Source organism: Pseudomonas anatoliensis (assembly GCF_017976235.1).
Lineage (GTDB): Bacteria > Pseudomonadota > Gammaproteobacteria > Pseudomonadales > Pseudomonadaceae > Aquipseudomonas > Aquipseudomonas anatoliensis.
This window is the reverse complement of sequence record NZ_JACVHC010000003.1, coordinates 95,631-119,817: the sequence shown is the minus strand read 5'-3', so window position 1 is coordinate 119,817 and position 24,187 is coordinate 95,631. Positions and strand designations below refer to the sequence as shown.

Genomic DNA, 24,187 nt, shown 5'->3' with positions numbered 1-24,187 from the left:
ACAGGAGTCACCGCACCATGAGCCGCGCCCCAGACACATGGATTCTGACCGCCGACTGCCCCAGCGTCCTCGGCACTGTGGACGCGGTCACGCGTTTTCTGTTCGAGCAGGGTTGCTACGTCACCGAGCACCACTCGTTCGATGACCGGCTCTCCGGCCGCTTCTTCATTCGTGTGGAATTTCGCCAGCCCGACGGCTTCGACGAACAAGCCTTTCGCGCTGGTCTCGCAGAACGGGGTCAGGCGTTTGGCATGATCTTCGAACTGACCGCGCCGAACTACCGGCCGAAAGTGGTGATCATGGTTTCCAAGGCTGATCACTGCCTCAACGACTTGCTCTACCGCCAGCGCATCGGTCAATTGTCGATGGATGTCGCGGCGGTAGTGTCCAATCACCCGGACCTCAAGCCGTTGGCCGATTGGCACCAGATTCCCTACTACCATTTCCCCCTCGATCCCAACGACAAACCGTCGCAAGAGCGACAGGTCTGGCAGGTGATCGAAGAGTCCGGCGCCGAACTGGTCATCCTCGCTCGCTACATGCAGGTGCTGTCGCCAGAGCTGTGCCGCAAGCTCGATGGCAAGGCGATCAATATTCATCACTCGTTGTTGCCGGGTTTCAAGGGCGCCAAACCGTATCACCAGGCCTATAACAAGGGCGTGAAGCTGGTTGGCGCGACGGCGCATTACATCAATAACGATCTCGATGAGGGGCCGATCATTGCCCAGGGTGTCGAGGCCGTGGATCACAGCCATTACCCCGAGGATTTGATTGCCAAGGGGCGGGATATCGAAGGCCTGACGTTGGCGCGGGCGGTGGGGTATCACATAGAGCGCAGGGTGTTTCTTAACGCCAATCGAACAGTCGTTCTTTAGATAGCTAAAAGATCGCAGCCTTCGGCAGCTCCTACAGGGATTTGTGTCGGTTACAAAATTTCAATCCAACCCGAATCCTGTGGGAGCTGGCTTGCCAGCGATGAGGCCATAACAGACAACGCAAAACCAACAAGCAATAACCCGAGCACTCAACGCGCTGCCTGTCTGGGCAACGCGGTTCCATAAAAACAACAGCGAGGTGAAAGCATGTCTGGCAATCGTGGTGTGGTGTATCTCGGCGCTGGCAAGGTCGAAGTACAGAAAATCGACTATCCGAAAATGCAGGACCCGCGCGGTCGCAAGATCGAGCACGGGGTCATTCTCAAAGTGGTTTCCACCAACATCTGCGGCTCTGACCAGCACATGGTGCGCGGCCGCACCACGGCGCAGACCGGTCTGGTGCTGGGCCACGAGATCACCGGCGAGGTGATCGAAAAAGGCTCCGATGTCGAAAACCTGAAAATCGGTGATCTGGTTTCCGTACCGTTCAACGTGGCTTGCGGGCGCTGCCGTTCCTGCAAAGAGCAACACACCGGCGTCTGCCTGACCGTCAACCCGGCCCGTGCCGGCGGTGCTTACGGTTACGTCGATATGGGCGACTGGACCGGTGGCCAGGCTGAGTATGTGCTGGTGCCGTACGCCGACTTCAACCTGCTGAAACTGCCGGATCGCGACAAGGCCATGGAGAAAATCCGCGACCTGACTTGCCTCTCCGACATCCTGCCGACCGGTTATCACGGTGCGGTCACTGCTGGCGTAGGCCCGGGCAGCACGGTTTACATCGCAGGTGCCGGCCCGGTCGGTCTGGCCGCCGCCGCATCGGCACGCCTGCTCGGCGCAGCGGTGGTGATCGTTGGCGACGTCAACACCATCCGCCTGGCCCACGCCAAAGCGCAGGGTTTTGAGATCGTCGACCTGTCGAAAGATACCCCCCTGCACGAACAGATCGCCGCGCTGCTGGGCGAGCCGGAAGTGGATTGCGCGGTGGACTGCGTTGGCTTCGAAGCACGTGGACACGGTCACGACGGCGTCAAATCCGAAGCCCCGGCCACCGTACTCAACTCGTTGATGGGCGTAGTGCGCGTGGCTGGCAAGATCGGTATCCCGGGCCTGTACGTCACCGAAGATCCGGGTGCCGTGGACGCTGCTGCGAAAATGGGCAGCCTGAGCATTCGTTTCGGCCTGGGCTGGGCCAAATCCCACAGCTTCCACACCGGGCAAACGCCAGTGATGAAGTACAACCGCCAACTGATGCAGGCGATCATGTGGGATCGCATCAACATTGCCGAAGTGGTTGGCGTGCAGGTCATCAGCCTCGACCAGGCGCCGGAAGGGTATGGCGAGTTCGATGCCGGTGTGCCGAAGAAGTTTGTGATTGATCCGCATAAGTTGTTCAGTGCGGCGTAAGCGAGCGAGAAAAAAACGGCGACCATTGGTCGCCGTTTTTTTATCCATCACAGCGCCACGCAACCTTCGCTCACGGGATTTCACAGTTTCTCCACACAGGCTCTGCGACAGTGACGCTTGCGGTTCCGGAACATGGCGGCGCATACCCGGTCAAACCGGCAGTTTGATCGTTGAATGAACGGTCTTTACGTCACAAGAGGATGTCTGAAATGAAAATTGCACGCGGTTTTGCCTTGGCATCGCTCCTGACCTTGGCCGCCGGCCCGGTGTTTGCCGGTTTCAGCTTGAACGACGTTGCCGGGGCGGTTTCGGGCATGCAGGGCGGTGACAAGGCTGCCGCTGCCGCGCCAACCTCGGAAACCGCCGGATTGCTAAGTGCCCTGAGTGCGCTGGACGTCACGCCGCAGCAAGCCGTCGGCGGCACCAGTGCGATGCTGGGGCTGGCGAAAAACCAGCTGAGCAGCACTGACTACTCGCAGCTGGCCAAGGAAGTGCCGGGCATCGACAAGCTCTCGGGTGGCAGCGGCAATCTGGCGGCACTGAGCGGTTTGCTCGGTTCTTCGGGCAAATCCGCCGGTCTGGAAAACGCGCTGGGCAACGTCAAGGACACCAATGACCTGAACAATGCGTTCAGCGCGTTGGGCATGGACAGCGGCATGATCGGCCAGTTTGCCCCGGTGATCCTGCAATATCTCGGTCAGCAGGGCGTCGGCGGTTCGCTGTTGAGCAGCCTGGGCAGCATCTGGGGCACCGGCACCGGTAGCTGAATCAGCACCGCTCGCCGCGTAACTCGGTGATGCGTTGGTCCTTGAGCGTCCAGAGTTGGTTGACCCAGTTCTGGACCTTCTCGCGAAACACCGGATCGTTGGCGTAATCGCCCTGCCACAGCGCGGGGTCGAGTTCGCGGGTCTGGATGTCGACGATCACTCGCGGCACGCCGCCGCTGATCAAGTCCCAGAATCCCGGAATTTTCTGCTGTGGATAAACCACGGTGACGTCGAGAATCGCGTCCAGTTGTTCACCCATCGCCGCCAGCACGAACGCCACGCCGCCGGCCTTGGGCTTGAGCAATTGGTTGAACGGTGATTGCTGCTGGCTGCTTTTGGCCGCCGTGTAGCGCGTGCCTTCCAGATAATTCACCACCGTCACCGGCTGGCGCTTGAACAACTCACAGGCGGCTTTGGTGATTTCCAGATCCTTGCCCGCCAGCTCCGGGTTTTTCGCCAGAAAAGCCTTGGTGTAGCGCTTCATGAACGGGTAATCCAGTGCCCACCAGGCCAGACCCAGGAACGGCACCCAGATCAGCTCCTTTTTAAGGAAGAACTTGAAGAACGGCGTGCGTCGGTTGAGGGTCTGGATCAGTGCCGGAATGTCGACCCACGACTGATGGTTGCTCACCACCAGATACGAGGTGTCCCGGCGCAGGTTTTCTCCACCGCGAATGTCCCACTGAGTCGGGATGCACAGGCGGAAAATCAGCTTGTCGATTTCCGCCCAGGTCTCGGCGATCCACATCACCGCCGCCGACGCATGATCGCGCCAGCGGCCGGGCGCAATCAGTTTGATCAGCGCAAACACCAGCAGTGGTCCGATCAGGATCAGGGTGTTGAGCAACAGCAGCAGGGTGACGAAACAGCCGGTGAGCAGGCGGCGCATAAGCAACTCTTTGAAGACGGATGTGCCCGCCATGATAAGCAGCTTCGGGCGACAGGCCAAATCTGCGCTGACGAATGTTTCACCTTTGCACCACTAAGATCAAAGGATCGCAGCCTTCGGCAGCTCCTACCCTGATCACTATAGGAGCTGCCGAAGGCTGCGATCCTTTGATCTTGGGTTTGCCGAACGAATTCAAAGACAACGGTCTAAAATCCCATTGCCTAACTCCCCCAAGGAAGCCCCCTACGTGAAATCCCTCCTTGCATTGTTTGCCCTTGTCGCCCTGCCGGTCATGGCCGCTGAGCCGACCCTCTATGGGCGCTATGAATACATTGCGCTGCCGGAAATCGGTGGTGAAGTGCTCAAGGCCAAAATGGACACTGGCGCGCTGACTGCCTCGCTGTCGGCCAAGGACATCGAGACCTTCACCCGCGATGGCGACGACTGGGTACGTTTCCGCCTCGCCACCAAAGACGCCAGCAACAAAGTCTACGAACACAAGGTCGCGCGCATCAGCAAGATCAAAAGCCGTTCCGACGAGGACGACGAGGAGCGCGAAACCACTGAAGCGGCCAAGCGCCCGGTGGTGGATCTTGAGCTGTGCCTGGGTAACGTCAAACGTACCGTCGAGGTCAACCTGACCGACCGCAGCCACTTCAACTATCCGCTGCTGATCGGGGCCAAAGCCCTGCGTGAGTTTGACGCGGCTGTAAACCCGGCCCGTCGTTACACCGCCGACAAGCCGGACTGCTAAGTGGTCTCATTGACGTAACGTCAGGCTTGGGGCACCGTTCGCGCACATAACCCACGGGCTCGGATGCCATGCCTCATATCCTGATTGTCGAAGACGAAGCGGCGATTGCCGACACGCTGATTTTTGCCTTGCAGGGCGAGGGGTTCACCACCACGTGGGTGAGCCTTGGCGAGGCGGCGCTTGCGCATCAACGGCAGACACCGGCCGACCTGATCATCCTCGACATCGGCCTGCCGGACATCAGCGGTTTCGAAACCTGCAGGCAGTTGCGGCGCTTCAGTGAGGTGCCGGTGCTGTTCCTCAGTGCTCGCGATGCCGAGATTGATCGTGTGGTGGGACTGGAAATCGGCGCTGACGACTACGTGGTCAAGCCGTTCAGCCCACGGGAGGTCGCGGCGCGGGTGAGGGCAATCCTCAAGCGTATGGCGCCGCGTCCTGTCATTGAGGCCACTTCGACACTGTTTCGCATTGATCCCGAGCGCGTCCAGATCAGTTATCGCGGCCAGGCATTGAGCCTGACCCGCCATGAATTCCGCCTGCTGCAATGCCTGCTCGAACAACCGGAGCGAGTGTTCAGTCGCGAACAATTACTCGATGCGCTGGGAGTGGCCGCCGATGCCGGGTACGAGCGCAGCATCGACAGCCATATCAAAAGCGTGCGCGCCAAACTGCGCCTGGTCCGCGCTGAAGCCGAGCCAATCCAGACCCATCGTGGCCTCGGCTACAGCTACAGCCCGGGGCATAGCTGATGTCGTTGGGCCTGCGAGTTTTTCTGGTGTATGTGCTGTTTGTCGGCCTGACCGGTTATTTCGTGCTCAACACCGTGATGGAAGAAATCCGCCCCGGGGTGCGTCAGTCCACCGAAGAAACGCTGGTTGATACCGCCAACCTGATGGCGGAGATCCTGCGAGACGACTTCAAGGCCGGCACCCTCAGTGAGAATCGCTGGCCGCAACTGCTCCGTGCTTACGGCGAACGCCAGCCGCAAGCGACGATCTGGGGCTTGCCGAAGAATCAGGTCAACCACCGCATCTACGTCACCGACGCCAATGGCATCGTCGTGCTGGACTCCAGTGGCGTGGCGGTGGGGCAGGACTATTCGCGCTGGAACGACGTCTACCTGACCCTGCGTGGTGAATACGGCGCCCGGTCCAGCCGCAGCGATGCCGATGACCCGAGTTCTTCGGTGATGCACGTCGGCGCGCCCATTCGTGACAACGGGCAGATCATCGGTGTGGTGACGGTGGCCAAGCCCAACAGCTCATTGCAACCCTATGTTGATCGCACCGAGCGGCGCTTGCTGTTTTATGGTGCCGGGTTGATCGGCCTCGGTCTGTTGTTTGGCGCGTTGCTGTCGTGGTGGCTGAGTCGCGCACTGCATCGTTTGACCGGTTACGCCCAGGCCGTCAGTGAAGGGCGGCGGGTGGAAGTGCCGCACTATCGCGGCGGCGAGCTGGAGCAGCTTGCGACAGCGGTGGAGCAGATGCGCACGCAACTGGAGGGCAAGGCCTACGTCGAGCGTTACGTGCACACACTTACCCATGAACTGAAAAGTCCGCTGGCAGCGATTCGTGGCGCGGCGGAGTTGTTGCAGGGTGAGATGGCACCGGTGCAGCGCCTGCGTTTTGTCGGCAACATCGACAGCGAAAGTGCACGAATGCAGCAGTTGATCGAGCGCTTGTTGAATCTGGCGCAAGTGGAACAGCGACAGGGTCTGGAGGAACGCGTGGCCGTGCCGCTGACAGTGTTGGTCGATGAGTTGTTGCACGCCCAGGCTGCGCGAATTGAAGGCAAACAGTTGCGCATTGAACAAGCGGTTGCGGCGGATTTGATGGTGATCGGCGAGCCATTTCTGCTGCGTCAGGCGTTGGGCAATCTGCTGGAGAATGCGCTGGATTTCACCCCGCGTCAGGGCTTGCTGCGCTTTAGTGCCGAACGGTTGGGGGAACAGATCGAAGTCCGCTTGTTCAATGAAACCTCACCGATTCCTGATTACGCATTACCGCGTTTGACCGAACGCTTCTACTCACTGCCGCGCCCGGACAGTGGGCGCAAGAGCACCGGGCTTGGGCTCAATTTCGTTGAAGAAGTGGTCAAGTTGCACGGTGGCCAACTCGCGATCTGCAATGTGCCGGGCGGTGTGCAAGTGACAGTGCGCCTGCCTTAGAGGCAGTGCGCAGTGCTCAGGTCATGCTGGTGTCTGTGCCGCGCGCTGACGATTCTTGCGATGGATAAATTGCAGCGCCGGTTGCTCGACCAGACGCCAGGACACGATTGCCAGCGCAATCACGATCAGCGTGGACACCAGCATCGACGAACCAAAACCAAGCGAGGTCTTGTTGATCACCAGTTGCTGTACCGGGAATGCGTAAAGATAAATGCCGTAGGAAATATCGAAGCGCCCGCGGATACTTTGGTCGACGTACAGCAGGCCGATACTCACGGTGGCGATAGAAAAGCCTAGCGTCGCCAGCACACCGGCCAACGCCGTACCGATGCTGACCAATATCAAGCCAATGCCAGCGACCAAGGTGAGCGCCAGAATGCGCGCGTCGCTCAAGTGTTGTTTATAGAAAGCCATCACGGCCCCGGCAAAGAACGCGATGCCGGCCGTGCTGTACACCGCCAATTTCTGCGCCAGCGCGCCCGTCACGTAATTGCCCAAGACGTAGGTGGCCATAACAAACATCACCAGCAGGATCCACGGCAGCAGAGATCGTCGATAGAGTCCAAGCGCGACCGCCAGCAGCAGATAAAAACCGAACTCGATTTTCAGTGTCCACAAACTCCCATTAAAGGAGTCGGCGAAAATAAAGCCGTCGGTGATTTCTCTGATGTCGGCCCTGCCAAAAACCGAAATACGCAGGAAGTCGATCAAGGCACTCGAACCGCTGACATAACCTTCGGCGAACAGACTGCCACCGATATAAGTCATGACGAACGCGCATAAGATCAACGCAGGAAAGATGCGCGCGACGCGTTTGCTCAGGTAATCGCCGAAGCTGCGCGCATTGATGTAGCTCTGGGTAATCAACAGGCCGGATATCGCAAAAAACACGGTGACGGCGATGCCGCCCAGCGAGTTGTAACCGGCAATGCCAGGCTCTTCCCGACCCGATAGCACAAAGTGGTGACTGACCAGCACCATCAGCGCGGCGATGTGCCTGATCAAATCGAATGAGTTGTTGTGCAACGTGATAGCCCTTTATCCGTAAAGTGTTCCAGGTTAGCCGGGTTGCAATAAGCCACGCCTACCGGAAAAAGGTTTCTACACGTATTTACATGCAAATCCCACACAACCTCCATAACAAAACCATGAAGCACTCCCAGACTCGCTCCCATTCCAACCAGGGAGCGTCCTCATGAACCGAAGTCTGACCATAAAACTCGGGGCCATTGGCCTGTTGATTCTGCTGTTGCTGGTGCCGTTGCTGATGATCGACGGCGTCATCGATGATCGCCAGCAACTGCGTGACGGCGTGCTTGAAGACATCGCTCGCAGCTCCAGTTACAGCCAGCAATTGAGCGGGCCGGTGATGGTGGTGCCGTATCGTAAAGTGGTGCACAACTGGAAGATCAACGACAAAACCAATCAGCGTTATGACGAGCCGGGCGAAGAGCGCGGGCGTTTGTACTTCTTGCCAGAACGCTTCGAACTCGATGGTCAGGTGCAAACCGAACTGCGCGCCCGGGGCATTTACGAGGCGCGGCTGTTTCACGCCGATAACCGCATCAACGGGCATTTCTCCCTGCCGGCGCAATTGGGCATCAAGGAAGACTTCGTCGACTATCAGTTCGATGTACCGTTTCTCGCGGTCGGCATCAGCGACATTCGCGGCATCGAAAACGCCTTGAAACTGGAACTCGACGGCCAGCGCCTGGACTTCGTTCCCGGCACGCAAGTCGGCTGGCTCGGCGAAGGCGTACGGGTGACGCTGCCGCTGCTCGACACCAGCAAAACCACGGAACTGGCGTTCGGCTTCGACCTGCGTCTGCAAGGCACCGGCTCGCTGCAAGTGCTGCCGGTGGGCAAGAGCAGCAGCGTGAGCCTCACCGCCAACTGGCCGCATCCAAGTTTTATCGGCAACTTCCTGCCGGCCAAACGCGAAATCAATGATGCCGGTTTCAGCGCGGATTGGCAGACCACATTCTTCTCCACCAACTTGCAGGACGCCATGAGCCGCTGTGTGAGCAGCAATGATTGCGAGGCCTTCAATGGCCGCCGCTTTGGCGTGAGTTTCATCGATCCGGTAGATCAGTACCTGAAGAGCGACCGTGCGATCAAGTATGCGTTGCTGTTCATCGTGCTGACGTTCGCTGGTTTCTTCCTGTTCGAAGTGCTCAAGAGCCTGGCGGTGCACCCGGTGCAGTACGCGTTGGTGGGGGTCGCGCTGGCGTTCTTTTATCTGTTGTTGCTGTCGCTGTCGGAACACATCGGTTTTGGTCCGGCGTATCTGCTATCGGCCAGCGGTTGTGTGTTGTTGATCGGGTTCTATGTTTGCCATGTGCTGCACAGCGTGCGTCATGGCTTGAGTTTTTCGGCGGGATTGGCGGCGTTGTATGGCTTGCTCTATGGCTTGCTGAGCGCCGAGGATTACGCGCTGCTGATGGGCTCGTTGCTGCTGTTTGGCTTGCTGGGTGTGTTCATGGTGCTGACGCGCAAACTGGATTGGTACGGGATCGCACAGAAGCCGGCCAGGCCACTGGAGTTTGATATTGGAGCGGTGCAATGAGTGGACTGCGAGAGGATCAGCGGGAGGCTGAGGTGCTGGTGACGCTGATTTTTGCGTCACTACCGCCGCAACCTAGGTGGTGCCATCGCTGGCAAGCCAGCTCCCACAGGTTCCGTGCTGAAGCAGATTTCTCTGTCACGCCCGGATCCCACAGGTTCTGTGCTGATACAGATTTCTCTGCCACACCCAGATCCACTGTGGGAGCTGGCTTGCCAGCGATGAGGCCGGGACAGGTGCAGCAGACTTAAGGCTTGGGCATGGTCGCGATCATGGACGGTCGCTGACTGACTTCAAAGAACCAGTTGGCCAGTTGCGGGTTTGCCTCGCGCCAGCCCAGGTCCGGGAAGCGCAAATCGAGGTAACCCAAGGCACAGGCGACGCTGATCGCAGCAACATCGAAATGGCTGGTCAGCTCGGCAATCGCGTCTTTTTCCAGCAGGGCCAGCGCGCGACGGATCTTGTCGCGTTGCGCGTCGAGCCACTCGTCCCAGTGTTTTTCCGGCGCGCGCAGCACCAGTTCATATCGCACCATTACTGATGCATCCATGATCCCGTCGGCCATCGAGGCCAAGGTCAGGCGCCGCCAGCGGGCCGAGCCTTCGCGGGGGATCAGCGGGTTGCCGACGTGCTGGTGATCGAGGTATTCGAGGATGACGCGGCTGTCATGGATGACGTTGCCGTCGGCCAGGCGCAGGGCCGGAATCTTGCCCAAGGGGTTGTCGGCATTAAGCTCGGCACTCGGGCTGACCGGGCTGAGGACGCAGTCTTGCAATGCAACGCGCTCCTGCTGACCGGTCTCGTGCAGCAACACCATCACTTTGCGTACGAACGGGGAGAGCGTGTTGTGGAACAGGGTCATGCTGGGGGCGGACATTGGCAAACCTCGGTGGTCGTCGAAGATCAGAAGGTTAGCTGTAGGAGCTGCGGAACGCTGCGATCTTTTGATCCTGATCCTGCATTCAAGATCAAAATCAAAAGATCGCAGCGTGCCGCAGCTCCTACACGGTCATCTTTTCGGCAGGAAGCCGCGTATTGCCAGGAAGGCCGGCACGCCGAGTCCGATCCAGCTCAACGCATCCCAGATACCATCCCCCAACAACGCCGCAAACAACCCCGCCGCACTGAGCAACGCAATCACCAGCGGTGTGCTGAACACCTTCCAGAAATTCGACTGACGCGGCTTCATGCAGACGCCTCCGTCGTTTCCAGCACAGGCTTGGCCGCCCTGCGCCGAACCACCCACAGATACACGCCACTGCCGAGCACGATGATCGTCAGCACATCGAGCGTCGCCCAGAGGATTTTCATCGGCATGCCGCCGTAGTCGCCAAAGTGCAGCGGCTGCGACATGCCCATGGCGTCCATGTACCACGGGCGTTCGGCCACGGCGGTGACTTTCAACGTCGTGGCGTCGATCAGCACCGGCGTCAGCAGGTGCGAGGTCAAATGCGTGCCGCCCTTCATGAACACCGAGTAATGGTGCTCGCTGGAAAAACGCGTGCCGGGGAAGGCAATGAAATCCGGCTTCATGCCGGGGGCGACTTCGCCGGCAATGTCGAGCAATCGGGTGGCGGGGGCCAGGTGCGTCAGCGGCGGTGCATCGCGATAGGGTGCGATCAGCGTGGTCAGCGCATCGTTGCGCCAAGCGGCGATGAGCAGGTCGGCGCAGGCGCTGATCACGCCGGTCACGCCCACGACCAGCGCCCACGTGAGGGTGACGACGCCGATCAGGTTATGCAGATCGAGCCAGCGCAGGCGCGTGGATTTTTCCTGGCGCACGGTGCCGAATTTCAACCGGCGCATGAACGGCAGGTACAACACCGTCCCCGAAACAATCGCGACGACAAACAGCAAACCCATGAACGCCAGCAGCAGTTTGCCCGGCAGCCCGGCGAACATGTCGACGTGCAGGCGCAGGATGAACAGCATCAAACCGCCGTTGGCCGAAGGAGTTTCCAGCGCTTCGCCGGTGCGCGCGTCGAGCATGAAGGTGTGCGAGGAGTTCGGTTCGGTGTCGGCGGTTTTCGCCATGATCGCGAATGCGGCATTGGGCTCTTCGTCGTCGTAGCCGAAGTACTGCATGACCTCGCCCGGACGATGTTTCTGCGCGGCGTCGACCAGTTGTTGCAGGTTGAGCTGCGGCGTGTCGGCCGGCATCTCGCGCAACTCGGGGGCGTTACCCAGCAGATGGTCGATTTCGTGGCTGAAAATCAGCGGCAAACCGGTCAGAGCCAGCATCAGCAAAAACACGGTGCAGATCAGGCTGGTCCAGGTGTGGATGAACGACCAGCGGCGAATTGTTTTACTTTTCATTTCATGACCTTCAAAAACACCAAAGCCGTCCGCGAGGGACGGCCAGGTTACAGGGCCTGTTTCAGCTCAGTCGCTTACCACTTGTAAGTGGCGCTGGCGACGACACTGCGCGTGTCGCCGTAGTAGCAGTAGAAGCTGTCACAGGTGGAAATGTATTCCTTGTCGAACAGGTTGGTCGCGTTGAGTGCCAGCGACGCACCTTTGAGGCTGTTGTCCAGACGGCCGAGGTCGTAATGCACGCTCGCGTCGAACACGGTGTAGGCGTCCGCCTTGCCCAGCCAGGTGTTGGCCTTGTCACCGTAGGTGTTGCCGGTATAACGCACGCCGGCGCCCATGCCGAAACCGTCAAGCACGCCGGTGTGCCAGGTGTAGTCGGTCCACAACGAGGCTTGTTGATTCGGCATCAATTGCAGGCGATTGCCCTTGTCGGCGCCATTCTGCACTTCAGACTTGGCCAAGGTGTAGGCGGCGATGACTTTCAGGTTCTCGGTGACGTCGGAGACCGCTTCCAGCTCCAGGCCTTTGACTTTCACTTCGCCGGTCTGGCTGGTGATCGAAACGCCGTCGACGAAGGTGCTGACCGAGACGTTCTTTTGGGTGAGGTCATATACGGCAGCGCTCAGCAGGGTCTTGCTGCCCGGCGGCTGGTACTTGATGCCCAGTTCCCACTGCTTGCCTTCGGTGGGTTTGAGCGAACCGGTGGAGGTGGCGTCGGCGCCGGTGGTCGGCTGGAAGGATTCGGCGTACGACAGGTACGGCACGAAGCCCGAGTCGAACACATAGCTGAGCGCCGCGTTGCCGCTGAACGCCTTGTCGCGCTGGGTGTTGGTGGCATCGCCTCTGTTGATGAACTGAGTGCTGGTGTGCACCCAGTCTTCACGGCCGCCGAGGGTCAGGCGCCACTGGTCGAGGGCCATTTGGTCCTGCACGTACAGGCCGGTCTGGTAGGTCTTCTGGTTGTAGTCGTAGAACGCCGTGGAGCGCGCCGGACGCACGATCGGCTGGCCGTAGATCGGGTTTATTACGTTGGTACCCGGAGTGGTATCCGAAAAGCCGAAAATCGAGGTGTAGTTGGTGTTGCTGCGCTGATGATCCAGACCCAGCAGCAGGGTGTGGCGGATGTCACCGGTAGCGAAGTCAGCCTGGAAGTTGTTGTCCACCGCGAACTGGCTGATGTCTTCATCGACGCTCGTGGACGAGCGACCGACGTTGCCCTGGTCATCGACTTCAGTGAATGGATACGAGCCAACCGTCAGTGCCTGGAACGACAGATCCGACTTGGTGTAACGCAGGTTCTGCTTGAACTGCCAGACATCGTTCAGGCGATGTTCGAACGCGTAACCCAACGCGTAGTAGGTGCGGTCGTAGTATTCCCAGTCCGGATCACCGAGATTCTTGTGATGGGAAATATCACCGAATGGCGATTTGATCTTGGTGCCCTGAATCGGCAGGAACTGGCTGGTGATGCCGGTATCGTCGCGGGTGAACTGGCTCAGCAGGGTGAGCTTGGTGTCGTCGTCGATGTTCCAGGTCAGGCTCGGCGCAATGTTGTAGCGCTTGTTGTCGACGTGGTCGACCTGCGTGCCGCTGTCACGTACTACGCCGCTGATGCCGTAGAGGAACTGGCCAGCTTCATCGATCTTGCCGGTGCTGGCGAAGTTGATCTGGCGATGGTTGTCGCTGCCGTACTGCAACTGGATTTCACTGCTGGCGACATCGCTTGGGCGACGGCTGACCATGTCCAGCAAGCCGCCCGGCGGGGTCTGGCCGTAGACGGACGAGGCCGGGCCGCGCAGCAGGGCGAGGCGGTCGAGGTTCCAGGTTTCCTGTTTCGGGTTGGCGTAGACGCCTTTTGGCAGCGGCAGGCCATCGAGGAACTGGGTAGGTTCGAAGCCGCGCACGCGCAGCCAGTCGGCCCGGGTGTCGCTGCCATAGCTGCTGGCGGTGATGCCCGGCATGTAGCGCACGGCGTCATCGAGGCTGTGCACGCCACGGTCTTCCATTTGCTGACGGGTCGCGACCGAGATCGAACGTGGCGCTTCGACCAGTGCGGTGTCGGTTTTGCTGCCGGCGGCGGTGCGGGTAGCGGTGTAGCCCTCGACCGGGCTCCAGGCCGTTTCCAGATTCTCTACACCGATGACCGATGTTTCCGGCAGCGCCATCACGCCTTCCGGCACAGCCACCAAGGTGTAAGTGCCGGTGCTGCTTTGTTCCAGTTGCAGACCGGTACCCCGCAGGGCCGCACGCAAAGCGCCGGCGGCGTCGTAATTGCCGCTCACGGGCGCCGAAGTCTTGCCCGCCGCCAGCGCCGGGTTCAGCGACAGCGCGAGGCCGCCCTGGCTGGCGATCTGGTTCAGGGTGGTCGACAGCGGCGCGGGCGGCAGGTTGTAGGCGCGAACGCTGGACGCTTGTTCAGCGGCGATCAGTTGGCTGCTGACCAGCGGGGAGCTGAGGGCAATGGCAACCGCCAGCAAACTGGGGCGCAACAAGGTGTCTAGCGAACGGGACATACGGCGGCTCCTGAATGAAAATATTTCTCAATTGCCTGTGTGCCGGATGAAAATCAAAAAGTGATAGGGCTGGATGAAAATAATTTCGATTAACTTCAAGTGGGGCTGCTGATGCTTGTGGCAACCCTTGTTTTGTCGGGGCGGCGGGCTGCCATATCGCGAGCAGGCTCACTCCTACAGGGGAATGCATTGCAAACTGTAGGAGTGAGCCTGCTCGCGATAGAAATCTTCCAGACAGCAGATTTCTCAGGGCTTTGGCTCAGCCTTCGCCACGGTGACCCAATACGGCGTGTGCTGCTCGATCTGCACCGGCAGGGTCGGCAGCAGCGCGCTCAAGGCTTTATCGGTGTCATGCAACGGGAAGCTGCCGGTAATGCGCAAATCGGCCACTTCCGGTGCCACGCCCAAATGCCCGCGGCGGTAGCGACCCAGTTCATGCACCAGATCGCCCAGTCGCGCGTTGTCGACCACCAGCATCCCGCGTGTCCAGGCATCGGCGCCGGGGTTGAGGGCGACAATCGAGCCAAGCCCGTCACTGCGCAGCAGCACTTGCTGGCCCTCGCGCAGGATCTGTTCTGCAGGGTTCGATTGCGTATGTGCCGCCACCGCCGATTGCAGCACGCTCAGGCGCGTGCCTTGTTCCTCGCGCTTGACCAGGAACCGCGTGCCGAGCGCGCGCATGCTGCCTTCGCGAGTCTCGACAATAAAGGGGCGCGTGTCGCCGTGAGCGGTTTCGATGAGGATTTCGCCTTCCTGCAAAACAATCAGGCGCTGCTTCTCATCGAAACGCACGTCCACGGCGCTGTGGGTATTGAGGTTGAGTAACGTGCCGTCGGCCAACCGCACAGTGCGCTGTTCGCCGGTGGCGGTACGCTGGTCGGCGAGCCAGTAATCGAGCGGCAGATAGCGTTCACCGGCAAACAGGGCCAGGCCCACCACCGCAACAACGCTGGCCAGACCACTGCCTAATTTGCGCACGCGGCGGCGAATGCTTTCGCGCGATTGCAGCAGCGCACTGCGGGCCGGCCCTTTGGCGACACTGAAACGCTGATCGAGCATGCCCAACTGGCGCCATGCGCGAGCATGTTCTTCATGGGCTGCATGCCACTTGGCAAATTCTTCGCGCTCTAGCGGACTGCTGGAATCAAGGGTCAGTTGCCAGGCTATCGCCGCGTCCAGCACATGCGCCGGTACGGGTCTGGAACTGGCCGGACTCATGATGGCTCACCGTACAGCGCGATGTAGCACTGACGAATGCCTTGAGCGAGATACTGGCGCACGCGCGGCACCGACACGCCGAGCTTCTGGGCGATCTCGGCATGGCCGAGGCCATCGAGGCGGTTATAAAGGAAAGCGGCGCGGGCCTTGGTCGACAGTTTGCCAAGCAGGCGGTCGATGGCCTTGAGGTCTTCGAGGATCAGTTGCTGTTCTTCCACCGACGGTTGTTCGCCTTCGGGGATCAGCATCAGTTCGGTGAGGTAAGCCTGTTCCAGCGCGGCGCGGCGGAAGTAATCGAACAGCAGCCCTTTGGCGATCGCCACCAGAAAGGCCCGGGGCTCGCGCGGTGTCAGTAGCTCATCGCGGCCGAGCAGGCGCACGAAAGTGTCCTGGCTCAGGTCTTCGGCACGCTGCGGACAGGCCACATTGCGCCGCAGCCACGCCAGCAGCCAACCGCGATGGTCGCGATACATCGCACCGACGAGCTCACTGTGAGGGCTTGGGACTGACGACACCGGACATCACCGATTGGGAAATATTAACTAACGCGAATTGTTCGCGATTCTGGCAGAGGTGGGAATGGTTAGCAATTGGCCACTGGTCGGGTGCTGCCCTGTGTAGGAGGTGCCGAAGGCTGCGATCTTTTGATTTTGCTGTTTATAAGATCAAAAGATCGCAGCCTTCGGCAGCTCCTACGGGGGAGTGTGTTGTTTAAAGTCAGAAAGAGGGCGCCTGTTGCCTGCGCTTCCACTGGCTCAAGCGCTGCTGCAAATTCAGCGGACTATGAATCTGCTGCCCCCGCGCCCGGCTGAACAGTATCAACGCCAACTCCGCCGTCGCCAGCGCATCGGCACTCGCGTTATGCCGCTCGAACACCTCAAGCTTGAACCAGTCGATCCACTCATCCAGCCCGGCTTCGCGAATGTTCGCCTGTGGGCACACCAACGGCGCAATGTCGGCGACATCCAGAAACACATGCTGCAATTTGTGCCCCAGATGTTCTTTCAGCGCCCGTCCGAGCATGTGCTGATCGAACGGGGCATGAAACGCCAACACCGGACTGTCACCGACAAACTCCATGAATTCCACCAGCGTCTCGGCCGGGTCGCTGCCGGCGGCGATCGCGTTCGGCCCCAGGCCATGGATCAACACACTGGCGCCGAGCTTCACCTGGGGGCATTGCAGCGTGCGCTCGAACTGCTGGCTAAAGTCGATCGCGCCGTCCTCGATCACCACAGCGCCAATCGACAACAGCCGATCCTTGTTCAGGTTCAGCCCGCTGGTTTCCAGGTCGAGCACCACCCAGCGCTGTTCGCGCAGGCTGCAATCGCCCAGCTGATTGATCGCCGGCAGCCTCGCCAGACGCTGTTGCAGATCAGCCGGCAGCACCGGGCTGGCCGGACGCAGCCACGAAAACAGACTCATAGCTGATACCGCAACGTCAGGCTGCTTTGCAGACGTTGGGCTTGACGCAGAGATTCACGCAGGATGCGCCGGTCCAGATGATTGAGGCTGTCGGGATCGACCCGGTTGGAATACGGCAGGTTCTCGCGGCTCTGGATCTGATGCTGCTGCATGCGCGTTTGCTGAATGAAGTGATAAGCCTCTTCATATGCCGCGCCGTCGAGTCGCTCGATGACTTGCTTCTCCACCAACTGACGGAAGCGTTCCAACGTATTGTTGGCATCGATGCCGTTGGCCAGCGCGAGCAATCGCGCACCATCCACGAACGGCGTCAGGCCCTGGACTTTCAGATCGAGGGTGGCTTTCTCGCCGTTCTTGCGCGCCAGCACAAACTCACGGAAGCGCCCCACTGGCGGGCGATTGCGCAGGGCGTTGTCGGCCATCATGCGCTGGAACAAACGGTTGTCGCCGACCTGATCGAGAATCCCCCGGCGCAATTGTGCGCAGCCCTGTTCATCGCCCCACACCACGCGCAGATCGAAATAGATGCTCGACCCCAGCAGGTTCTCCGGCGTCGCCTCGCGGATAAACGACGCAAAACGCCGCGCCCATTCTGCGCGGGACAGGCACAGCTCGGGGTTGCCGGCCATGATGTTGCCCTTGCACAGCGTGAAGCCGCACAGCGCCAGACTCTGGTTGATCTGCTGGGCAATCGGCAGCAGCTTGCCGCGAATCTCCGCTGCATGCGCCGCATCTCGCGCGTCAAAGAGAATGCCGTTGTCCTGATCGGTGTGCAGCGTTTGCTCGCGCCGGCCCTCGCTGCCGAAACACAACCAACTGAACGGCACCCCCGGGTCACCTTTTTCGGCGAGGGTCAGTTCGATCACCCGGCACACGGTGTGATCGTTGAGCAGGGTGATGATGTGCGTGATCTGCGTCGAGGACGCACCGTGAGCCAGCATGCGCTCGACCAATTGACCGATCTCGCCGCGCAGGGTCACCAGTTGTTCGACGCGCTGGGCGCTGCGGATGGTCCGGGCCAGATGCACCAGGTCGACCCGTTGCAGGGAAAACAGATCGCGCTCGGACACCACGCCGCACAGGCGCTGATCCTTGACCAGGCAGACGTGGGCAATGTGCCGTTCGGTCATGGCAATGGCCGCATCGAAGGCGCTGTGATCCGGCGACAGATAGAACGGCGCGCGGGTCATGTGGCGCTCGATGGCTTCGCTGAAATCGCCGACACCTTCGGCCACCACGTGGCGCAGATCGCGCAGGGTGAAAATGCCCAGCGGCGCCTTGTGCTCATCCACCGCGACGATGCTGCCAACCTGTTGCTCGTGCATCAGCTTCACCGCTTCACGCAGTGGCGTGTCGGGGCTGCACGTCACCGGATGGCGCATCGCCAACTCGCCGAGACGGGTGTTCAGCGAATATTGGGTGCCGAGATTTTCCACGGCTTTCTGCTGGACTTGCTGATTGACTTGATCGAGCAGGCTGCTGACCCCGCGCAAGGCGAAGTCGCGGAAAGCGCTGGAGAGGGCGAACAGTTTGATGAACGCCTGTTTGTTCAGTTGCAGGCAGAAAGTATCTTCACCGGCCAGATGCTCGGTGCGTGTTGCCCGCTCACCCAGCAACGCGGCCAGGGGAAAGCATTCGCCGGTGGTGATTTCGAATGTAGTTTCAGTGCCGCCCTTGGCCGTGTGCGGACGTTCGCCGACCACGCGGCCCTGTTTGACGATATGGAAGTATTCCACCGGGCCGTCGGCAGGCTTGATGATGCTCTCGCCCTCACCGTAAAACCGCAGCTGGCACTGCTCCACCAGGTAGGCGAGGTGGGCGTGTTCCATCTGATTGAAGGGCGGGAAGCGCTGGAGGAATTGCAGAGTGCCCTGAATGTTCTGCAACACCGCGGTTTTCCCTGCCTGGGTGAAGGCGTCCGCTTTACTCATAACCATTACCGCAGTCTTTTTCGAATTGTTGTTGTCGGATCGTTGCAGCCATGGTCGACCCCTGCGACCGGGGTGCCCATTGGACGTAAGTCTAGGTTGGCGATGCCGTTGGGCATATTTGGGAAGTGACCTACACATTCAGTCGGAAATTCGTCCGCCCGGCTATTGGAAATAAATCCGACGAAGTGCACATTGAAGCTCTGCCTGGCGATGTCTGACGACTGAGCGAGGTGATTGATTGGGAAATGTAGAGAACGCCATGTCCGACCACGATATTTTGAGCGACGCCGAGCGTGAAGCGCTCAGCGCTGTAATGCTCGAACCCGACCTGCCGCCGCAGCGTGTACTGATCGTCGATGACGACAAGGACGCCCGCGAGCTGCTCGCGGAGATACTGGCGTTGGACGGCATTCGCTGCATGACCGCCGCCAGTGGCGAAACCGCACTGAAGATGCTCGATGAGAAACCTTCGATCGGGCTCGTCATCACTGATCTGCGCATGGGCAACGTCGGTGGGCTTGATCTGGTTCGACAGGTGCGCGAATCGGTGCGGGCGGCGATGCCGATCATCATTGTGTCGGGCGATGCCGATGTGAAAGACGCGATCGCGGCGATGCACTTGAGTGTGGTGGACTTTCTGCTCAAACCGATTGATACCGCCAAGTTGCTGGGGTTGGTCAAACATGAATTGGGGATTGAGCCTTAGCGCCACCCGAACATTCCAACGCGGAGCGTGTGAAGATCAAGATCAAAAGATCGCAGCCTTCGGCAGCTCCTGCATGGGATCACCTGTAGGAGCTGCCGAAGGCTCGGGCCGCGATCGGACGATCTTTTGATTCTGCTTTCACAAAAAAAAGCCCTGATCCAAAGATCAGGGCTTTTTCATATCCAGCGTCTACGCAGAATTACAGGCCGTTGGCAGCCTTGAACTCACGACGACGACGGTGCAGAACCGGCTCGGTGTAACCGTTCGGCTGCTTGGTGCCTTCGATCACCAGTTCGACCGCTGCCTGGAAGGCGATGTTGCTGTCGAAGTTGGGTGCCAGCGGACGGTACAGCGAGTCGTTGGCGTTTTGACGATCGACCACCGGCGCCATGCGCTTGAGGCTTTCCATCACTTGCGCTTCGGTGACGATACCGTGGCGCAGCCAGTTGGCGATGTGCTGGCTGGAGATACGCAGCGTCGCACGGTCTTCCATCAGGCCGACGTCATTGATGTCCGGCACTTTCGAGCAACCCACGCCTTGGTCGATCCAGCGCACCACGTAGCCGAGAATGCCCTGGGAGTTGTTGTCCAGTTCGTTCTTGATCTGCTCTGGTGTCCAGTTCGGATTGACCGCCAGCGGAATGGTGAGGATGTCGTCCACCGAAGCGCGAGCACGTTTGGCCAATTCGGCCTGACGGGCGAACACGTCGACCTTGTGGTAGTGCAGCGCGTGCAGCGCAGCGGCGGTCGGCGATGGCACCCAGGCGGTGTTGGCACCGGCCAGTGGGTGAGCGATTTTCTGTTCGAGCATCGCCGCCATCAGGTCGGGCATCGCCCACATGCCTTTACCGATTTGCGCACGACCTTGCAGGCCAGTGCTCAGACCGATATCGACGTTCCAGTTCTCGTAGGCGCCGATCCATTTCTCGGCCTTCATGTCGGCCTTGCGCACCATCGGGCCGGCTTCCATGGAGGTGTGGATTTCGTCGCCGGTGCGGTCGAGGAAACCGGTGTTGATGAACACCACACGCTCGCTGGCCGCCTGGATGCAGGCCTTGAGGTTGACCGTGGTACGGCGCTCCTCGTCCATGATCCCGACTTTCAGGGTGTTGCGTTTGAGGCCCAGCACGTCTTCGATACGACCGAACAGCTCGTTGGTGAACGCCGCTTCTTCCGGGCCGTGCATCTTCGGTTTAACGATATAGACGGAACCGGTGCGGGTGTTCTTGCGCGAGGTGTTGCCGTTGAGGTTGTGCATCGCCGCCAGGCAAGTCACCAGACCGTCGAGGATGCCTTCCGGCACTTCGTTGCCGTCTTTGTCGAGGATCGCGTCGATGGTCATCAGGTGGCCGACGTTGCGCACGAACAACAGCGAGCGGCCATGCAGGGTCACTTCGCCGCCATCGACCGTGGTGTAGCTGCGGTCCGGGTTCATGGTGCGAGTGAAGGTCTGGCCGCCCTTGGCGACTTCTTCCGACAGATCGCCCTTCATCAGGCCGAGCCAGTTGCGGTAGATGACTACTTTGTCGTCGGCATCGACGGCCGCCACGGAGTCTTCGCAGTCCATGATGGTGGTCAGCGCGGCTTCCATCAGCACGTCTTTGACGCCGGCCGCGTCGGTCTGGCCGACGGGGGTGCTGGCATCGATCTGGATTTCGAAATGCAGACCGTTGTTTTTCAGCAGGATCGCGATTGGCGCGTTGGCGTCGCCCTGGAAGCCGATCAGCTGTGCATCGTTACGCAGACCGCTGTTGCTGCCTCCCTTGAGGGTGACCACCAGTTTGCCTTCAGCGATTTTGTAGCCGGTCGAATCGACATGGGAGCCGGCAGCCAGTGGCGCGGCTTCGTCGAGGAAAGCACGGGCGAAGGCGATGACTTTGTCGCCACGCACCTTGTTGTAGCCTTTGCCTTTTTCGGCGCCACCGTCTTCGCTGATCGCGTCGGTGCCGTAGAGGGCGTCGTACAGCGAACCCCAGCGAGCGTTCGAGGCGTTGAGGGCAAAGCGCGCATTCATCACCGGCACAACAAGTTGCGGGCCAGCGGTACGGGCGATTTCGTCATCGACGTTTTGCGTCGTTGCCTGGAAATCAGCCGCTTCTGGCAGCAGATAACCGATTTCTTGCAGGAAGGCTTTATAGGCCAGGGCGTCGTGCGCTTGACCGGCACGTTGCTGATGCCAGGCATCAATACGCGCCTGGAAGTCATCGCGTTTGGCGAGTAGGGCTTTGTTCTTCGGTGCCAGGTCGTGAATGACCTTGTCGGCACCTTCCCAGAATTTGTCGGCGGTGAGGCCGGTACCGGGAATGGCTTCGTTGTTCACGAAGTCGAACAGGACTTTGGCGACCTGCAGGCCACCGACTTGAACGTGTTCAGTCATTGCTTGCCTCACTCTGCTCAGCTATTTCGCTTTTCAGCTCTTCAATTTACCAATGAAGCCTCTGGCCATTTAAACCACAAACCTGCCGACCAGTACATGCCATTGCTGGCGGCTGGGCTGGGACCAATCAACGGCTTGGGGCCTTGCTGACGGGGCTTTCAGGATTGCGAACATGCCTTGGGCAGACATCGATCCAGCGTTATGTAGTGCGCGCTGCGGCATACTACATGATGAGTTGCGCTTGTGAAAATCAGACTAATTACGTCGTTCTGCGACCCCATGACGCATTGCGGTCACGGCGCGGAACAGGATGTTCTCAAAAAACCATTGGATTGTTCCAGTTAAATATCGAAAGTTGTACACATAAATGCTGTGGGGCTGCTAAGGGGCAGTCTGGGTGTACCCGCTTTTGTGGTGAGGGGATTCATCCCCGCGGCTGCGCAGCTGTCGTGAAACCTGCCTGCACGGTGTATCTGCCAGAAAGCGGGGGGCGGCTTCGCCACCCATCGGGGATAAATCCCCTCGCCACAGGTATGCGCTCACTTGGAGCATTGCTGCTCAATTCCGCGGCTTGCCTATACTTGCCCTTCCATAACAAAAGTCATGACAAGAGGGCTGCGCCATGGACCATCTCGTACTCACTGTTTTCGCCCCGGACAAACCCGGGCAGGTCGAGCGCATCGCCCAATGCATCGCCGAACATGGCGGTAACTGGCTGGAGAGTCGTATGTCGCGAATGGCCGGGCAGTTCGCCGGAATTCTGCGGGTGGGTGTGCCGGCAGAGGCTTACGACGAATTAGTCGATTCCCTACAAGCACTGTCGACTCATGGCATTCGCGTATTGATCGCCGAAAGCGGGATCGAGCAGTCCTGCACCTGGAAACCGATTGCGATGGAACTGGTGGGCAATGACCGCCCGGGGATTGTGCGCGATATCACTCGCCTGCTGAGCGAGCAGGGCGTCAATCTTGAACGGTTGGTGACCGAAGTGCGTCCGGCACCGATGAGCAGCGAGCCGCTGTTTCACGCCGAAGCGATTCTGGCGGTGCCGTTGACGTTGTCGCTGGATGTCTTGCAATCGCGCCTGGAAACCCTGGCGGACGATTTGATGGTGGATCTGGTGTTACGCACAGAGGTTTAACGCAAATCGGGTTATCCAGTTTAAACGTGCACCTGCCTGTGGATAACCTGTAGAGACTGCCCTGAAGGCCACGTCCTGCGTGGCCTTGCCGGAGTTGATCAAAAAACCGCCAGCATTCAACGACTTGCGCACAAACGGCGGGGATCACGCTGTGGATAACCTTGGGAAGGAACGCTGCAGGCCACGAAAAACGTGGCCTGCAGGTGTTTGTGCGTTTTTTGATCAGCTGCGGCGGCGCAAACTTATCCACGCGTCGACGCTGTAAATAGCGAGACCGGCCCAAATAAACGCAAAAGCGATCAACGTGCTCGACGACATGTGTTCACCGAATAGCAGCACTGCTTGCAACAACACCAGTGTTGGCGCGATGTATTGCAGGAAGCCGATCGTGGTGTAGGGCAAATGCCGGGTTGCTGCGTTGAAACACACCAGCGGCACCAATGTCACTGGGCCTGCTGCGACCAGCCACCACGCTTGCGAAGTCGTCCAGAACTCGGGTTGAGCACTGGTCGCGGTTTGATTGAACAGCAACCAGGCGATGGCAATCGGTACCAGCATCCAGGTTTCCACCACCAGCCCCGGCAATGCCTTGACCGGTGCCTGTTTGCGGATCAAACCGTAGAACCCGAACGTCAGCGCCAGCACCAGCGACACCCACGGCAGACTGCCGACTTGCCACACCTGCTGCGCCACACCAATCGCCGCCAGCCCCACGGCGATCCATTGCAGGCGCCGCAGCCGTTCGCCAAGAATCAGCATCCCCAGCAGCACGTTGATCAGCGGATTGATGTAGTAACCGAGGCTCGCTTCGAGCATGCGCCCGTTGTTGACCGACCACACATAGGTCAGCCAGTTGGCCGCGATCAACGTGCCGCTCAGCGCCAGAATCGCCAGGCGTTTCGGGTTGTCGAGCAATTCGCGCAACCAGCCTGGGTGCTTCCAGACCATCAGCAACAGCGCGCCGAACAGCGCCGACCACAACACCCGATGGATGATGATCTCGACCGCTGGTACTTCAGCGATGGCTTTGAAATAGATCGGGAACAGGCCCCAGATGATGTAGGCACTCAGGCCCAGGATGTACCCGCGGCGCGGGTTGGCAGCTTGCATGCAGAATCCTTGCTTAGGCAGCTAACAAAGG

General features: G+C 59.7%; 21 protein-coding genes. 9 read left to right on the top strand and 12 right to left on the bottom strand.

The genetic code is table 11. The features are described from left to right. The first annotated feature begins 17 nt into the window (after positions 1-17). The 3 genes from purU (at position 18) to ICA16_RS09945 (ending at position 3,049) form a co-directional block, all read left to right on the top strand. Positions 18-875, top strand: coding sequence for a formyltetrahydrofolate deformylase (purU, locus tag ICA16_RS09955; protein WP_042561445.1), 858 nt, complete (start codon positions 18-20; stop codon positions 873-875). Between the two features lie 207 nt (positions 876-1,082). After that, entirely contained in the window at positions 1,083-2,282 is a 1,200-nt protein-coding gene (gene fdhA, locus ICA16_RS09950) for a formaldehyde dehydrogenase, glutathione-independent (RefSeq protein WP_042561444.1), read from the top strand. Positions 2,283-2,491: 209 nt separating this feature from the next. Further along, positions 2,492-3,049: a DUF2780 domain-containing protein gene (locus tag ICA16_RS09945; RefSeq protein ID WP_150601882.1), complete on the top strand. Its 558-nt coding sequence runs from the start codon at positions 2,492-2,494 to the stop codon at positions 3,047-3,049. A gap of 1 nt (position 3,050) precedes the next feature. On the opposite strand, the gene ICA16_RS09940 is transcribed toward ICA16_RS09945, so the two are convergent. Then, a complete protein-coding gene (locus tag ICA16_RS09940) occupies positions 3,051-3,938 on the bottom strand; it encodes an acyltransferase (protein ID WP_210700507.1) in 888 nt (295 codons plus the stop codon). Between the two features lie 247 nt (positions 3,939-4,185). Between ICA16_RS09940 and rloA2 the strand changes: the two genes are divergently transcribed. The 3 genes from rloA2 to creC all read left to right on the top strand — a co-directional run bounded on the left by rloA2 (position 4,186) and on the right by creC (position 6,859). Further along, a complete protein-coding gene (gene rloA2, locus ICA16_RS09935; protein ID WP_150593669.1) occupies positions 4,186-4,692 on the top strand; it encodes a retropepsin-like aspartic peptidase RloA2 in 507 nt (168 codons plus the stop codon). Between the two features lie 68 nt (positions 4,693-4,760). Next, positions 4,761-5,441, top strand: coding sequence for a two-component system response regulator CreB (creB, locus tag ICA16_RS09930; protein WP_210700506.1), 681 nt, complete (start codon positions 4,761-4,763; stop codon positions 5,439-5,441). Further along, entirely contained in the window at positions 5,441-6,859 is a 1,419-nt protein-coding gene (creC, locus tag ICA16_RS09925) for a two-component system sensor histidine kinase CreC (RefSeq protein ID WP_210700505.1), read from the top strand. The genes creB and creC overlap by 1 nt, the downstream gene beginning before the upstream one ends. A gap of 21 nt (positions 6,860-6,880) precedes the next feature. Here the strand turns inward: creC and ICA16_RS09920 are convergent, their stop codons facing one another. Further along, on the bottom strand, positions 6,881-7,885 hold the full coding sequence (locus ICA16_RS09920; protein WP_210553513.1) for an acyltransferase family protein: 1,005 nt from the start codon (positions 7,883-7,885) through the stop codon (positions 6,881-6,883). Between the two features lie 169 nt (positions 7,886-8,054). Between ICA16_RS09920 and creD the strand changes: the two genes are divergently transcribed. After that, a complete protein-coding gene (gene creD / locus ICA16_RS09915; protein WP_210700504.1) occupies positions 8,055-9,425 on the top strand; it encodes a cell envelope integrity protein CreD in 1,371 nt (456 codons plus the stop codon). 244 nt (positions 9,426-9,669) lie between these two features. Here creD and ICA16_RS09910 read toward each other — a convergent pair whose 3' ends face one another. From ICA16_RS09910 to ICA16_RS09875, 8 genes are all read right to left on the bottom strand, one after another. Next, positions 9,670-10,299 (bottom strand): glutathione S-transferase, encoded by a 630-nt coding sequence (locus tag ICA16_RS09910; RefSeq protein ID WP_210700503.1) that lies wholly within the window; start codon positions 10,297-10,299, stop codon positions 9,670-9,672. 132 nt (positions 10,300-10,431) lie between these two features. Further along, positions 10,432-10,611, bottom strand: a complete 180-nt coding sequence (locus ICA16_RS09905; RefSeq protein WP_150617771.1) for a hypothetical protein — start codon at positions 10,609-10,611, stop codon at positions 10,432-10,434. Further along, positions 10,608-11,738: a PepSY-associated TM helix domain-containing protein gene (locus ICA16_RS09900; RefSeq protein ID WP_210700502.1), complete on the bottom strand. Its 1,131-nt coding sequence runs from the start codon at positions 11,736-11,738 to the stop codon at positions 10,608-10,610. Before ICA16_RS09900 ends, ICA16_RS09905 begins: the two co-directional genes overlap by 4 nt. A 74-nt stretch (positions 11,739-11,812) precedes the next feature. Further along, the gene (locus ICA16_RS09895; RefSeq protein WP_210553516.1) at positions 11,813-14,248 is read right to left on the bottom strand and encodes a TonB-dependent siderophore receptor; all 2,436 of its coding nucleotides are present in this window, start codon (positions 14,246-14,248) and stop codon (positions 11,813-11,815) included. 246 nt (positions 14,249-14,494) lie between these two features. Then, the gene (locus ICA16_RS09890; protein WP_150617769.1) at positions 14,495-15,466 is read right to left on the bottom strand and encodes a FecR domain-containing protein; all 972 of its coding nucleotides are present in this window, start codon (positions 15,464-15,466) and stop codon (positions 14,495-14,497) included. After that, entirely contained in the window at positions 15,463-15,981 is a 519-nt protein-coding gene (locus tag ICA16_RS09885; RefSeq protein ID WP_210700501.1) for an RNA polymerase sigma factor, read from the bottom strand. Before ICA16_RS09885 ends, ICA16_RS09890 begins: the two co-directional genes overlap by 4 nt. Before the next feature lie 202 nt (positions 15,982-16,183). After that, complete coding sequence (locus ICA16_RS09880; RefSeq protein WP_150617768.1) at positions 16,184-16,891, bottom strand: 3'-5' exonuclease; 708 nt, start codon at positions 16,889-16,891, stop codon at positions 16,184-16,186. After that, positions 16,888-18,828, bottom strand: coding sequence for a putative nucleotidyltransferase substrate binding domain-containing protein (locus ICA16_RS09875; RefSeq protein WP_210700500.1), 1,941 nt, complete (start codon positions 18,826-18,828; stop codon positions 16,888-16,890). The genes ICA16_RS09880 and ICA16_RS09875 overlap by 4 nt, the downstream gene beginning before the upstream one ends. Positions 18,829-19,081: 253 nt before the next feature. Here ICA16_RS09875 and ICA16_RS09870 point away from each other — a divergent pair, with 253 nt between their 5' ends. Continuing rightward, entirely contained in the window at positions 19,082-19,528 is a 447-nt protein-coding gene (locus ICA16_RS09870; protein ID WP_150593683.1) for a response regulator, read from the top strand. Positions 19,529-19,727: 199 nt separating this feature from the next. Here the strand turns inward: ICA16_RS09870 and ICA16_RS09865 are convergent, their stop codons facing one another. Then, positions 19,728-21,905 (bottom strand): malate synthase G, encoded by a 2,178-nt coding sequence (locus ICA16_RS09865; protein WP_210700499.1) that lies wholly within the window; start codon positions 21,903-21,905, stop codon positions 19,728-19,730. A gap of 622 nt (positions 21,906-22,527) precedes the next feature. Between ICA16_RS09865 and ICA16_RS09860 the strand changes: the two genes are divergently transcribed. Further along, on the top strand, positions 22,528-23,046 hold the full coding sequence (locus ICA16_RS09860) for a glycine cleavage system transcriptional repressor (RefSeq protein WP_042561426.1): 519 nt from the start codon (positions 22,528-22,530) through the stop codon (positions 23,044-23,046). Between the two features lie 222 nt (positions 23,047-23,268). Here ICA16_RS09860 and rarD read toward each other — a convergent pair whose 3' ends face one another. Beyond that, positions 23,269-24,156: an EamA family transporter RarD gene (rarD, locus tag ICA16_RS09855; RefSeq protein WP_210700498.1), complete on the bottom strand. Its 888-nt coding sequence runs from the start codon at positions 24,154-24,156 to the stop codon at positions 23,269-23,271. Positions 24,157-24,187 lie beyond the last annotated feature (31 nt).

Coding starts and splice junctions, on each gene's coding strand:
- purU (WP_042561445.1), top strand. CDS start 18: ATGAGCCGCGCCCCAGACACATGGATTCTGACCGCCGACTGCCCCAGC.
- fdhA (WP_042561444.1), top strand. CDS start 1,083: ATGTCTGGCAATCGTGGTGTGGTGTATCTCGGCGCTGGCAAGGTCGAA.
- ICA16_RS09945 (WP_150601882.1), top strand. CDS start 2,492: ATGAAAATTGCACGCGGTTTTGCCTTGGCATCGCTCCTGACCTTGGCC.
- ICA16_RS09940 (WP_210700507.1), bottom strand. CDS start 3,938: ATGCGCCGCCTGCTCACCGGCTGTTTCGTCACCCTGCTGCTGTTGCTC.
- creB (WP_210700506.1), top strand. CDS start 4,761: ATGCCTCATATCCTGATTGTCGAAGACGAAGCGGCGATTGCCGACACG.
- creC (WP_210700505.1), top strand. CDS start 5,441: ATGTCGTTGGGCCTGCGAGTTTTTCTGGTGTATGTGCTGTTTGTCGGC.
- creD (WP_210700504.1), top strand. CDS start 8,055: ATGAACCGAAGTCTGACCATAAAACTCGGGGCCATTGGCCTGTTGATT.
- ICA16_RS09910 (WP_210700503.1), bottom strand. CDS start 10,299: ATGTCCGCCCCCAGCATGACCCTGTTCCACAACACGCTCTCCCCGTTC.
- ICA16_RS09905 (WP_150617771.1), bottom strand. CDS start 10,611: ATGAAGCCGCGTCAGTCGAATTTCTGGAAGGTGTTCAGCACACCGCTG.
- ICA16_RS09900 (WP_210700502.1), bottom strand. CDS start 11,738: ATGAAAAGTAAAACAATTCGCCGCTGGTCGTTCATCCACACCTGGACC.
- ICA16_RS09895 (WP_210553516.1), bottom strand. CDS start 14,248: ATGTCCCGTTCGCTAGACACCTTGTTGCGCCCCAGTTTGCTGGCGGTT.
- ICA16_RS09890 (WP_150617769.1), bottom strand. CDS start 15,466: ATGAGTCCGGCCAGTTCCAGACCCGTACCGGCGCATGTGCTGGACGCG.
- ICA16_RS09880 (WP_150617768.1), bottom strand. CDS start 16,891: ATGAGTCTGTTTTCGTGGCTGCGTCCGGCCAGCCCGGTGCTGCCGGCT.
- ICA16_RS09875 (WP_210700500.1), bottom strand. CDS start 18,828: ATGGTTATGAGTAAAGCGGACGCCTTCACCCAGGCAGGGAAAACCGCG.
- ICA16_RS09870 (WP_150593683.1), top strand. CDS start 19,082: ATGTCCGACCACGATATTTTGAGCGACGCCGAGCGTGAAGCGCTCAGC.
- ICA16_RS09865 (WP_210700499.1), bottom strand. CDS start 21,905: ATGACTGAACACGTTCAAGTCGGTGGCCTGCAGGTCGCCAAAGTCCTG.
- ICA16_RS09860 (WP_042561426.1), top strand. CDS start 22,528: ATGGACCATCTCGTACTCACTGTTTTCGCCCCGGACAAACCCGGGCAG.
- rarD (WP_210700498.1), bottom strand. CDS start 24,156: ATGCAAGCTGCCAACCCGCGCCGCGGGTACATCCTGGGCCTGAGTGCC.